The sequence below is a fragment of the Staphylococcus sp. HMSC071G07 genome, assembly GCF_001811435.1.
GTDB lineage: Bacteria > Bacillota > Bacilli > Staphylococcales > Staphylococcaceae > Staphylococcus > Staphylococcus pettenkoferi.
The window spans coordinates 101,794-114,888 of sequence record NZ_KV804774.1; the positions used below are offsets into that span (position 1 = coordinate 101,794).

11 protein-coding genes are annotated in these 13,095 nt (G+C 38.7%); 8 read left to right on the plus strand and 3 right to left on the minus strand.

All coding sequences use genetic code 11. The features are described 5' to 3' along the window. Positions 1–5 precede the first annotated feature (5 nt). Positions 6–1,538: an ATP-binding cassette domain-containing protein gene (locus HMPREF2802_RS08280; RefSeq protein WP_070503582.1), complete on the plus strand. Its 1,533-nt coding sequence runs from the start codon at positions 6–8 to the stop codon at positions 1,536–1,538. 9 nt (positions 1,539–1,547) lie between these two features. Next, on the plus strand, positions 1,548–2,549 hold the full coding sequence (locus HMPREF2802_RS08285) for a hypothetical protein (protein WP_070503584.1): 1,002 nt from the start codon (positions 1,548–1,550) through the stop codon (positions 2,547–2,549). Between the two features lie 74 nt (positions 2,550–2,623). Here HMPREF2802_RS08285 and HMPREF2802_RS08290 read toward each other — a convergent pair whose 3' ends face one another. Next, positions 2,624–3,601, minus strand: coding sequence for a metal-dependent hydrolase (locus HMPREF2802_RS08290; protein ID WP_070503586.1), 978 nt, complete (start codon positions 3,599–3,601; stop codon positions 2,624–2,626). Positions 3,602–3,723: 122 nt separating this feature from the next. Between HMPREF2802_RS08290 and mutY the strand changes: the two genes are divergently transcribed. The 3 genes from mutY to HMPREF2802_RS08305 all read left to right on the plus strand — a co-directional run bounded on the left by mutY (position 3,724) and on the right by HMPREF2802_RS08305 (position 7,495). After that, positions 3,724–4,779: an A/G-specific adenine glycosylase gene (gene mutY, locus HMPREF2802_RS08295; protein WP_070503588.1), complete on the plus strand. Its 1,056-nt coding sequence runs from the start codon at positions 3,724–3,726 to the stop codon at positions 4,777–4,779. A gap of 68 nt (positions 4,780–4,847) precedes the next feature. Then, positions 4,848–5,390 carry a nucleoside tri-diphosphate phosphatase gene (locus tag HMPREF2802_RS08300; protein WP_002473028.1) on the plus strand — a complete coding sequence of 181 codons (543 nt, stop codon included), beginning with the start codon at positions 4,848–4,850 and terminating at the stop codon, positions 5,388–5,390. 368 nt (positions 5,391–5,758) lie between these two features. Continuing rightward, positions 5,759–7,495 carry an ABC transporter ATP-binding protein gene (locus HMPREF2802_RS08305; RefSeq protein ID WP_070503590.1) on the plus strand — a complete coding sequence of 579 codons (1,737 nt, stop codon included), beginning with the start codon at positions 5,759–5,761 and terminating at the stop codon, positions 7,493–7,495. A 94-nt stretch (positions 7,496–7,589) separates the two neighbouring features. Here the strand turns inward: HMPREF2802_RS08305 and HMPREF2802_RS08310 are convergent, their stop codons facing one another. Together HMPREF2802_RS08310 and HMPREF2802_RS08315 are read right to left on the minus strand one after the other, a co-directional pair. Then, positions 7,590–8,684 (minus strand): FUSC family protein, encoded by a 1,095-nt coding sequence (locus HMPREF2802_RS08310; RefSeq protein WP_002473029.1) that lies wholly within the window; start codon positions 8,682–8,684, stop codon positions 7,590–7,592. Positions 8,685–8,762: 78 nt separating this feature from the next. Further along, positions 8,763–10,052, minus strand: coding sequence for a glutamate-1-semialdehyde 2,1-aminomutase (locus tag HMPREF2802_RS08315; RefSeq protein ID WP_070503592.1), 1,290 nt, complete (start codon positions 10,050–10,052; stop codon positions 8,763–8,765). An 80-nt stretch (positions 10,053–10,132) separates the two neighbouring features. Here HMPREF2802_RS08315 and bcp point away from each other — a divergent pair, with 80 nt between their 5' ends. The 3 genes from bcp to perR all read left to right on the plus strand — a co-directional run bounded on the left by bcp (position 10,133) and on the right by perR (position 12,093). Continuing rightward, complete coding sequence (gene bcp, locus HMPREF2802_RS08320; protein ID WP_070503594.1) at positions 10,133–10,588, plus strand: thioredoxin-dependent thiol peroxidase; 456 nt, start codon at positions 10,133–10,135, stop codon at positions 10,586–10,588. Positions 10,589–10,594: 6 nt separating this feature from the next. Continuing rightward, on the plus strand, positions 10,595–11,545 hold the full coding sequence (locus HMPREF2802_RS08325) for a phosphoglycerate dehydrogenase (protein ID WP_070503596.1): 951 nt from the start codon (positions 10,595–10,597) through the stop codon (positions 11,543–11,545). A 95-nt stretch (positions 11,546–11,640) separates the two neighbouring features. Then, positions 11,641–12,093, plus strand: a complete 453-nt coding sequence (gene perR / locus HMPREF2802_RS08330) for a peroxide-responsive transcriptional repressor PerR (RefSeq protein ID WP_002473032.1) — start codon at positions 11,641–11,643, stop codon at positions 12,091–12,093. The last annotated feature ends 1,002 nt before the right edge of the window (positions 12,094–13,095 follow it).

The following is a 13,095-nucleotide window of genomic DNA, read 5'->3' on the forward strand; positions in this document are numbered from 1 at the left end:
ATAGGATGGGTAGTTCGATTATATTAAAGTTACTTAATGTAACGCATTACTATAGAAATCAACAATCAAAAAAGTGGTATGCGCCCTTTGGTTATGAAGCGGAGGATATCGAGCTAAATAATATTAGCTTACATATTTATGAAGGGGAAGCGCTCGGTATTCTTGGGGAACCGCAGTCTTCAAAGGAAATACTTGGTAGTATCCTTGCTGGTGAAACGAAACCAGATAAAGGGAAATACATATTGCGTACCGATTTATACTATGGCGACATCCACGATAAGCATTTACACACAGAAACAGTGCAAGATCTCGTTGCTCAAAGTGTTAAGATGTTTCCTGTTAAAGTGAATGACCATAAAGTCAGTCAAATCTTAAAATATGCCCATCTCGCTGATAAAAGCGATGTTCAAGTTTGTCAATTAAGTGATAGTGAATACGCGCAACTGCTCTTCGGATTAGCGCGTACATCACATTCAAGTATTCTTATCTTTAATCAAGTCATTCGACATCTAAATGAGCATTTCTTTGACGAAGCAATTAATCTGTCACGTGAATACATAGAGGACAATTTGACCATGGTAGTAATCGATGACGATATACACCGTCTGCCGCAAGTGACAAACTATCTCGCATGGATATCACATGGTCAATTGCGTAAAGAGGGTTCAATCAGACAGCTGTTACCCGTCTTTCAAGAGCACGAGAAAGATCGTCAATCTCTTACGACAGAAGAAGAGCATGAGACGTTTGACCATGATTGGAAAGCCAGTCGTAGCCATATGCCAGAGCTTACATATAACTTTAAACGTGTGGAACGCTACAATCACGCGAAACCACCTGTCGCTTTAACGCGCTTTTGGACTTTGCTCGTGACCTTTACGGTAGGGGCTTTATTGATGGTGGCGCTAATGTTTGCGAACTTAGGTGTCATACCAATGCCTAAGAATACAGCTCAAGAGACGATTCAGAATCAGCAGGCGCATTCGTTTGAGGATAAGCTGGCATACGGCATGGTACTTGACTCTCACATTACTTTAAAAGGCTTGCATCACACATCGAATCGTCAAGCTGCCCGCTATAGTTTGTTAACGATTACTGGGGAGAACAGTAAACATTATCGTGTAGAAATTGATGGTAAGCATTATCAGATTGCTAAAAACGATGTGCGTTACTTTGACCCAGCAGGTTTATATGAGAAACACAGTCGCGAGACACTTTCCACTTATATGGGTAAAAGTTATAGCAATTATTACGAGTACTATAATAGTCATTTACACCAACAACATAAGAAAGTTACCGACTCACTGGTTCCAGAAAAAGGTAAGAACAATCGTCTCGTAGTACCTGTAACTGAACAACCGATATCTATGTTATTCAACGATGAGAATAAGCTGACTGGCTTTGTTTATCCGATGACGGACAAGTCTAAATTAAAGCAGAAATACGATATTAAGGGTAATACTTGGATTGCGAAGTCGGACGATGGCTACTATATTGCTGATTTGAAACATAATAAATGGTTATATATTGAATTGTAGGTGCGTAACATGATTGATGAATTGATAAATTTTTATAAAACGATTCCTAATCTGTGGGAACTGAGTAAAGCGCGCATTGCGAAACAATGGCGATGGTTTGCTTTACCAGCAGCTGTCGCTCTCGTCTTGCTCATCTTGCTTGTTATAGTAACAAAAGCGGCAGGTGTCACTGATATCACGGCTGCGAGATGGTATTACCGCTTAACTGGACTCACAACGTTCATCTTCTTCTGGACCGGTGTGCGCCACGCCTATTACTATTTCAAACAAGATGTAGTCGTCATGAAGATGTTTAAGATGTCACCTTACTTTCATGTTGCACTCATTTCAGTTATTTATGCGGTGCTCATGTGGGTCGTCAACTTAATCATCTTACTGACTACACCTGTTAATATTGATAGCTCTGTCTTTGGTACGATCTTATACAGTGTGATGTCATTACCATTGATGTTTGTCGTTGCAAGTATTCTAGGATTACTCGCTGTACTTTATCGCCGTACACGCATCTTATTTTATAGTTTAGTGATACTTAGTTTTCTACTTGTTCCGATCCTTTATATACCGAGTCACACAGGTTCAGTATGGACGCATCTCATTATGTTGAATCCTGTTTGTTATCTAGTTAAAGGTTCAGCTGAGGCAAATGTCATTGGATTGACGAGTGTAAGTAATATCGCCTATCATCTCTATGAGTGTCTCCTTATCGCAATAGGCTTCGTAGTGATTTATGCTTTAAACCGCTATGTGGCTTATCAGAAGTTTGAAGTTACGCCGCACAGCGATGAGTTTGACGATGGTAATAGTAAAAATAAAACCGTTAAAGCTAAGGTTAAAAATAAAAAAGCCACTACTGGAGAGTATTCCGGTAACCAGGAAAGTCGTGAAGAAAAAGTAGGGCAGTCACAAGAGGTGAACACTTCTACTGAAGATAAATCAACATCCACTCAAGAAGCGGATAAAACGGTTCGTGAACAGACTAAGTTAGGTGTAGAAACCTCTAAATATCAATAATCAAAAGAGCTCAGAATGTAGAAGTTACATTCTGAGCTCTTATTTAGGATGTAGTATCTATCCTATTCTACACACTAATGTGCATATAATTTCTTCTGTAATTTCTCTTCACTAAACACCCAACCGATGTAGGAATGATCGATGGTGTGATCTTGTGTTAAATGCGCAATCGCTACAAATGAATAATGTCCATTCTTTAAATATCTCAAATCGATGAGACGAATTTCTGTCGAACCATCTTCTTGTGGTGTCGCTTGCCAACGATAAATTGAAGAGAAGTTTAAGAATGTTTTAATATTCACGTCATCTTTAACATATTTCATGAAATCAGAACTTGGTAGCGATTCTCGTTTCGTTTTATCACTAAAAACAATGTTTCGACCATAACTTCGACCTACATAATCATATTGATCTGTTTGAATCGCGATGCGCCATTCCATGAATTTCATCGTCGGAGCTACGAAAACCTTAACCGGATTATGTTCTTCCTGAATCGCTTTAAGTGCTTGTCTCTTCAACATCGCTTGCATTCTGAAACGTATGATATAGTATAGGAACAGAATGGCGATAATCGGAAAGAACACGATGAATGGATGAACTCCGAAGAGCCATATCACGATGCCTAAACATAAGATGATGAAGATGATTGGGTCAAAGGTATTGATGACACTCAGTTGTATCCATTTATTCGTAATTGGCCGCAACGCCTGGGTGCCGTAAGAATTAAAGATGTCGACGAAGACGTGGAGAAAGACCGCTAGTTGCGCCCACATCCACACATGGGTGACATCAATATGTTTGAAGAACACGAACACCAGCAGTGATAATAATATTGGCCAGAGTATTGTAAAGGGTATAGAGTGTGTGATACCGCGATGGTTTGCAATGTAAGTCGCATTATTTTTCAATTTCAACACGGTGTCACTGTCAGGGATTAACGAACCAGCGATTAATGTCGTGGCTGTGGCTGCAAATGAACCTGCCATTGCTGGATCTTGAGTGGCAATTGCCGTTAAGCCTACACCCATCGCTATGTGTGTAGCTGTATCCATATCGTTCACTCATTTCATTTCAGTTTGTCTAGTAAATATTATAAGCTATTTATTTGGAAAACGAAATAACTGCGCATAGTATTGTGTAAATAAACATAGAAGGAAAGTGAGTCAGTCAATTTATGTTACAAGAAGCAACCTTTAAACAAGATTTATTGGAATGGTTTGATGCCAATCAGCGCGAAATGCCGTGGCGTGAAACGCGTAATCCTTATTATATTTGGTTAAGCGAAGTGATGCTTCAACAAACACAGGTGAATACTGTCAGAGATTACTATCGACGTTTTATTGAGCGTTTCCCTACTATTGAGGATTTAAGTGAAGCGCGAGAGGATGAGGTATTAAAGTTATGGGAAGGCCTCGGTTATTACAGTCGTGCCCGTAATTTTCATCAAGCAGTCAAGGAAGTACATCATACATATCAAGGCACAGTACCTAGAGACCCAGAAGACTTTAAAGCTTTGAAAGGTGTGGGGCCATATACACAAGCAGCAGTGATGAGCATCGCATTTGATTATCCTTTACCTACTGTAGATGGCAACGTCTTTCGAGTGTGGTCGCGCTTGAACAATGACACACGGGATACGAAGCTACAATCTACGAGAAAGGCATTTGAACAAGAACTACAACCTTATGTGGAAAGTGAAGCGGGACAGTTTAATCAAGCTATGATGGAACTTGGTGCGCTGGTATGTACACCGAAATCGCCATTATGTTTATTCTGTCCTGTACAAGAACATTGCTCAGCTTTTCACGTTGGAACTGTGCTCGATTTACCTGTTAAAACGACAAAGGTAAAGAAGAAAACGAAAAAGTTAGATGTTTTTATTATAAAGAATGAAAAGGGCGAGTTACTCGTTGAGCAGAGACAGGAAAAGTTACTCAATGGTATGTGGGAATTTCCGATGGTTGAAAAGAATCAATCTCATGAATTGCAAACGTGGTTAGGTGACGGATATGCATGGGATGCGCAACAGCTTATGCAGCTTAAACATCAATTCACGCATCTCACGTGGGACATGTCTGTTTACGTACTGCAACAACCTGTGAACGAGAACCAATTTGAGTTACCAGAAGAGATGACGTGGATGCCGGTCGAGTCTAAGGAGAAATTCAACTTTCCAGTAAGTATGACGAAAATATTTGAGAAATATCTTTCACAATCCGATAGTCGGTAATGTTCGGAGTGAGCAACAGGCTATGTTATAATCTTGAATGTGAATAAATTATAAGGGTGGTGTGGAAGATGGTGAAAGAATCCATACCTAGCGAAGGCCAGAATATTAAGATTCAAAGTTACAAACATGATGGAAATATTCATAGAGTATGGTCAGAAACGACAATCTTGAAAGGGACAGATCATGTCGTAATTGGCGGTAATGACCATACGTTAGTCACAGAAAGTGATGGCCGAACTTGGATTACTCGAGAACCAGCTATCGTCTACTTTCATTCTGAATACTGGTTCAATGTGATCTGCATGTTTAGAGAAGATGGCGTGTATTACTATTGTAATTTGTCCTCACCATTCGTTTGTGATGAAGAAGCGTTGAAATATATCGACTACGATTTAGATATCAAAGTTTATCCAAATGGTAAATACCATTTACTCGATGAGGATGAATATGAGCAACATATGCGTCAGATGAATTATCCAGATGACATTGATCTCATATTGCGTAGAAATGTAGATATACTGCAACAATGGATCGAACAGAAGAAAGGTCCATTTGCGCCAGATTTCATCAAGATTTGGCGAGAGCGTTATCGTAAAGTACGTAACTATTAAGTAAACATATTAGTGTAGTAGTTGAATACTTATAGATTGATGGAATTGCTTGATTTATAAGCATTATCCATGCGTTACAGAATCAAATTCGATATAGTGATAACAATGTCGTTAACAAGGTTGAGGTTATTACTGAAGTTATATGCGTTAAATAACTTACGTAAGGTATCTTAGAGTTGAGGTCAGCAAGGCACATACCTCAATATAACCTTAAATGATTCTGATTCAACGCAATTGCAGGTGCGCAGTAGACTGAGATTCAAATCTTAGCCGCGCATCTTACTTGCGGGGGTGAAACTTGAGTTGAAATGAAGCGCTCAAAGTAGTTTCACTCCCGTTTCACTTTGATGAAAGTGGGGGGACGCATCATGATTCGAAGATATCTCGAATTTGTTAAACCGTATCGTTGGCGTATCATTGCCACGATTATTATCGGTATTATTAAATTCGGTATACCTATGCTCATACCATTATTGATTAAATACGTCATTGATGGTGTCATCGATAATCACACGCTGACGAATCACGATAAATTTATTCGTTTAGCGATTTCATTAGGTATTGCCGTGTTTATCTTTGCGGTCATTCGACCGCCTATTGAATACTTACGTCAATACTTGGCGCAGTGGACAAGTAACAAGATTCTATATGATATACGTAAGAAACTCTATCATCATTTACAAGCATTAAGTGCGCGTTTCTATGCGAATAATCAAGCGGGGCAAATTATTTCACGTGTGATCAATGACGTGGAACAAACGAAAGACTTTATCTTAACAGGATTGATGAACATCTGGCTCGACTGTGTCACAATCGTGATTGCCTTAACGATTATGTTCGTCTTAGACATTAAGTTGACGCTAGCAGCGATCTTTATCTTCCCGTTCTACATTCTTACGGTTTATTTCTTCTTCGGTCGTTTGAGACGCTTGACACGCAAGAGATCTCAAGCTTTAGCTGAAGTACAAGGCTTTCTACACGAACGTGTGCAAGGGATGTCTGTGATTAAAAGTTTCGCTATTGAAGACAACGAAGCAGAGAACTTTGATAAACATAATAGACATTTCCTACATCGTGCTTTTACACATACACGTTGGAACGCGAATTCTTTCGCAGCTATTAACACAGTGACGGATCTTGGGCCACTCATCGTCATTGGTGTAGGTGCTTATCTCGCGATCAACGGTTCTATCACCGTGGGTACGTTAGCGGCGTTCGTCGGTTACTTAGAGCAACTCTTCGGTCCGTTGAGACGTCTCGTGTCATCATTTACGACTTTAACGCAGAGTTTCGCATCTATGGATCGTGTCTTTCAATTGATGGACGAGGACTATGATATTAAAAATAATATCGGTGCGCAGCCGATTCCAATCGAACACGGCAACATTCAAATGAACCATGTGTATTTTAAATATAACGAAGATGAGTCTATGATCTTAAAAGACATCAACCTTGATATCGAACAAGGACAAACGGTGGCCTTTGTCGGTATGAGTGGGGGAGGTAAATCAACGCTCATCAACCTCATTCCGCGCTTCTATGACACGCTTAAAGGTGAGATTACAATTGATGGTCATAACTTGAAAGAGTTCTTAACTGGAAGCCTCCGCCATCAAATTGGTCTCGTTCAACAAGATAATGTTCTCTTCTCAGATACGATTCGAGAGAACATCCTGTTGGGTAAACCCGATGCGACAGAAGAGGAAATAGTAGATGCAGCCAAGAAAGCCAACGCACACGACTTTATTATGACGTTGTCTGATGGCTACGATACAGAAGTCGGCGAACGTGGTGTGAAGCTTTCAGGAGGACAGAAACAGCGTATTTCTATCGCCCGTATCTTCCTCAACAATCCACCTATTATCATCCTAGACGAAGCAACAAGTGCGCTAGACTTAGAGAGTGAAGCAATTATTCAAGACGCCTTAAATGTCTTAAGTCGCGACCGTACGACTTTAATCGTTGCTCACCGTCTTTCTACAATTACGCATGCTGATAAAATTGTAGTCATGGAAGATGGTCAAATTGTCGAAACGGGTACACATCAAGAACTATTAGAGAAAAAAGGTGCTTACGAGCATTTATTCAGAATCCAAGATTTATAATATAACAAAGCCTGTAGAGTTGAAGACGCTGAGATCTTCGTTACTCTACAGGCTATTTTTAATGATAAGGAAATATAATTCCATTCGTTATTCACTATAAATCGAAATCTTCATCTAAAATATCGATTTCATTATCATTGTGATGGTAAGAGAAGAAACTGATACGCAAACGATCTAAGTGTTCGAGTGTGTAACGATATTCCTCAATACTTGAGACAATTTGCATGATATTTGCAGATGAGTAGTCTTCAGGTACTGGATTTTTAGTAATATCGTTGAAGAACGCATCTATTAATTCTTTTTTCTGTGGATTCTCAATCTGACTATCTAATTGACGTGCGTCGTAACGCGCTTTCTTAGATAGACTGATAAAGATTTGTTCATGATAGGTGATAAGTGAATCCAACTCAAGTTTAATTTGAAGCAATAAACTTTGATTTAGATTATGCAAATCATTTTGATAGCGATTCATACGTTTAAGAACTTCATATGCTTTACGCGTGCTACGAACCACTTCTTTAAATAAGATCTTCTTACGATTTTGCGCGTACGCTTGCTTTTTAGTCCAAGAACGTTCTTCCTCATAGTAGGAAAATGTCTGCTCTAAGCGATCTAGGCGTTCTCGAATCAAGCCTCTATCTTCTTTAATATTCTGATACTCAGATGTATCATTCAGCACGAGTTTGAACCAAACGAAGATGTCTGACGTTATATTTAAAGCGTTGTAGTAAATCTTAGATTCAAACTTCGGTGGTAAGAAGATTAAATTAACGATAGAAGAACTGAGTACACCAATCATGACCATCACAAAGCGATAGAATGCTGAAATGTAGAATGAACCAGTCTGTTGTCCCATAATAATCAACGCCGTAACACTCGCCAACGTCGCAACGTGTGCAAGTTTGAAACGGAATAATATTGCGATGAGCAAGACAACGGTCACACCCATTATGATGATGTGCTGTCCAAACATAAATACCATCGCAACGGCCAGCGATGCTCCGATGACGTTACCTATCGCTTGATCTGAAATCGTCTTGATAGAACGAAAGACGCTGGGCTGCATCGCTACGACGGCACTGACACCCGCGATTGCTTTAATTCCAGCGTCTTTAGGTAAGAAAGAAGCGATAAATAAAGCAAGCATAATCGCGATGCCGGTCTTTATAATTCTAGCGCCTAACTTCAAATATCTCGCTCCTTTCTATCTCATCTTAATATTAAAGTTATTACTTTGTTATACAACGATTATAGCGAAAGGTCAATATTATTTCATCTGACTAAAGGCGTAGTCGGCTGCTTCTAACGTTTTATCAATATCTTCGTCTGTATGTTCAGTCGTTAAGAACCATGCCTCGAACTTAGATGGCGCTAAGTTGATACCTTGGCGCAACATATGGTTGAAGAATTCAGAGAATGCTTCAGCATCAGCAGCTTCAGCTTGATCATAGTTTGTAACTTTTTCGTCTGTAAAGTAGAGCGTTAACGCACCATACACGCGGTTAACTGTCGCAGTAATATTGTGTTTCTCAATCAACTCGTTAAGTCCATCTTCTAGACGTTTACCGAGACGATCTAGTTCTTCGTATACACCATCTTGTTCAAGTACTTCTAATAATGCGATACCTGCTTTCATAGAGAGTGGGTTACCTGCCATAGTTCCAGCTTGATAAGCAGGGCCTAATGGTGCTACATGTTCCATAATATCTTGACGGCCACCGTAGCCACCGATTGGAAGACCACCGCCGACAATTTTACCGAAAGCAGTTAAGTCAGGATAAACTTTGTAAAGATCTTGTGCAGCTCCGTAATGGAAGCGGAAAGCCGTGATGACCTCGTCGTATATAACGAGACTGCCATTCTCGTGTGTAATGCGGTTCACTTCTTCGAGGAAACCAGGTTGAGGTTCGACCATACCGAAGTTACCCACAATGGGTTCCACGAGTACAGCAGCTACATCGTTACCCCAGTGATCGATGGCTTCTTTATATGCATCAATATCGTTGTATGGAACAGTGATGACTTCTTTAGCTACACTTTGCGGTACACCTGCTGAGTCAGGAGAGCCGAGTTGAGAAGGACCACTACCTGCTGCAACGAGCACTTGGTCGAAGTGACCGTGATATTGTCCGGCGAATTTAATAATCTTATTGCGTTTCGTATATGCACGCGCAACACGAGTTGTTGTCATCACAGCTTCAGTACCTGAGTTAACGAAACGAATCTTCTCTAGGGAAGGGATCGCTTCACGTAATTTCTTCGCGAAATCAATCTCTAGCTCTGTAGGCGTACCATAGAGCACGCCTTTCGCAGCTTGTTCTTGAATCGCTTTCGTAATATGCGGATGCGCTTGCCCAGTGATGATTGGCCCGTATGCTTGAAGGTAATCAATGTACTTGTTGCCGTCTACATCATAGAGGTATGCACCTTTACCTTCTTTCATGACGATCGGCGCACCTCCACCTACTGCTTTAAATGAGCGAGATGGTGAGTTAACCCCACCGAGTATATATTCATTAGAAAAGTGTTGAAGTCTTTCGCTTTCACTAAAATTCATTCTAATCAACCTCTTTTAATTTTATATTTTCGACTATTATCGTATCATATTTGTAACAATAATAAGAAGCAGGTGAGTATATGTTATCCAAAGGAGAGCAATTTCCAGATTTTGCATTGGAGAATCAAGATGGTGAAACAATTACGAAAGAAAGTTTAAAAGGGAAGAAAGCGATCTTATACTTTTATCCGAGAGATAATACACCAACTTGCACAACTGAAGCGTGTGACTTCAGAGATAATCTTGAGATGTTTAACGATTTAGATGTGCAAGTGTACGGTATCAGTGGAGATACGAAACGTAAGCATCAGAACTTTATTACGAAACATGATTTAAACTTTGACCTGTTGGTAGACGAAGATTATCAACTTTCAGAAGCAACAGGTGTGTATCAATTGAAGAAATCATTTGGTAAAGAATCTATGGGGATCGTGCGTACTACCTTTGTAATTGACGAAAATGGTGAAATCATGGACGTCATTGAGAAAGTTAAAGTGAAAACGCAAATGGAAGAATTAAAAGCAATATTGGGGTGAATGAAGATGAAAGTGGTTAGTTTAAAGCGTTTAGGCGATAGCGAACAACGTTTGAAAGACGCCTTTCCTGACATCGATTTCAGTTTCAAGAAAGGTCTCTTTCAAGTTGAAGATGAAGAATGTAAAGATATAGATATTCTTATCGGTTACAGCGGACAAGTCGATGAAGCATTCCTAAAGAAATGCCCGAACTTGAAATGGATTGCGTGGTATGCGACAGGTGTGAATAACTTACCTCTAGATTATATTTCTGAACATAACATATTGCTGACGAATGGTAGAGGTATTCACGCGAAACAAATGTCTGAATTTATCCTGGCCTTTATCCTTGACGATTATAAGAATATGAAGCAATCGTTCATCAACCAACAGAATCACGTCTACGATTCTAAGTTGACTGGTAAGCGAGTAGCAGGAGAAACTGTACTGTTCTTAGGTACGGGTGCGATTGCTCAGAAGACAGCGCGATTGCTCGAAGTCATGGGTGTGACAAATATTGGTGTGAATACCTCAGGTCATTCAGCTGACTTTTTCGATAATACGTACAGTATGGATGAATTGGAAGCGGCGCTTGCTGAAGCGGATATCGTGATTAATGCTTTACCTGAGACGGAGGTCACGTATCATTTATTAGAAGAAAGTCATTTTAAACAAATGAAAGACTCAGCATTATTCATTAATGTTGGTCGAGGTACGATAGTCGATGAAGATGTGCTTATTGATGTGTTGAAACGTGAAGAGATTCGTCATGCAACTTTAGATGTTTTTGAAAATGAACCTTTAGATTCTGATCATCCATTCTATGACATGGATAACGTAACAATTACTGCGCATATTACAGGCAATGGTACAGAAAATTATCATGAAGCAACAGATATATTTATGACGAATTTGAAGTATTTTCTCAATAACGGTAAGCTAATTGAGAATGTGGCAGATCCTAATAAAGGATACTAACGTGGATAGATATAAAAATATTGACACATTCAAGAACGAAAAGTTATATTAATATTAAGTAAGAATTATTATTATATAGAAAGACGGTGAAGAACATGAGTGCGGAAATGGAAACAGTTGAACATCAACTCGACGATTCAATTGCATCTTTAAGAAGTGCTGGAATTAGAATCACGCCACAACGCCAAGCTATCTTAAGATTCATGATTTCAGCAGATACACATCCAACTGCAGATGAAATCTATCAAGCACTTTCACCTGATTTTCCAAATATTAGTGTAGCTACAATTTATAATAATTTACGTGTATTTAAAGATAATGGCATCGTAAAAGAATTAACTTATGGCGATGCTTCAAGTCGTTTCGACTTTAATACGCACAATCACTATCACGTGATTTGCGAAAAATGCGGTAAGATTGTGGATTTCCATTATCCTCTATTAGATGAAGTGGAACAACTTGCGCAACACGTAACTGAATTTGATGTGTCACACCACCGTATGGAAATTTATGGTTTATGCAAAGATTGTCAGAATAAAGATGTGTAAGTACAGTAATTGAACAATAATTTATTTCTACCGAGGTCCAATTATCGAGGATCTCGGTTTTTTATTGTAGGTTAAGGTAGAGGGTAGATTTGCGGTCTTTGTTGTTAATAGGGGGAGGGGAAGACTGTATATATAGTATGAAAGTGATATTGAGATAGGATCTTCTATATTTAAACAGTCATTAATAGATAGAAGTGTATGCCAAAGTAGGGAAATTATAGATATGTATTGAAAAAGGATAGGCTAAACTGTTTACAGTTATAACGAAGATACTTAGTGATTAGTAAGTACAGTTGAAATCATTAGAAGATAATTATTGGTCATTGTATTTTCATAACGAATTAAATACTGTTAATGATAAAAAAGTAATATGACATAAAAGAAGTTCGTTTCAAGATTGATGTCTTAAATTAATGGAGTGAACTTATTGATAAACAAGTGTATTGCTAGCTTTGATTGTTGTGAAATGACAAATGATGATACATAAAGAGGTATTTAGTGAATTATCATCTTCTTGCCTGATAAATTTCTTCTAAAAAGTTTAAGATAATCATTGACTCATAATTGCAAAGTTGATACTATGAAAAAGTCGTCGAAACGAGATTGTTTATCTCGTTTAAAGAGAGATTTAATAAAGTGTAAATTTGGTACTTGTTAAATCTGACGAAACGCTATAGAATGTTAAATGTTGAGTCAAGAAAATAAAAAACTTAAAAAATTAGTTTTAAAAAAGTTGTTGACTCGATACAAACTAGGTGTTATAATTAATTCTTGTAACGCGATAATGAACATTGAAAACTAAATGACAATATGTCAACGTTAATTCCAATAAACACTTATTTATTAGCAAGTGAATGAAAACGATTGACAGACGAGAAGATGAGACTGAGAGCGAAGTGATTTTACTTTGGTAAATGAACAAGCTCGAAGTTGAAATCGACAAAGTATGAAATCGTTTGTCATCACTTGTCAGAGCTAATCAAACGCTTTTTATGGAGAGTT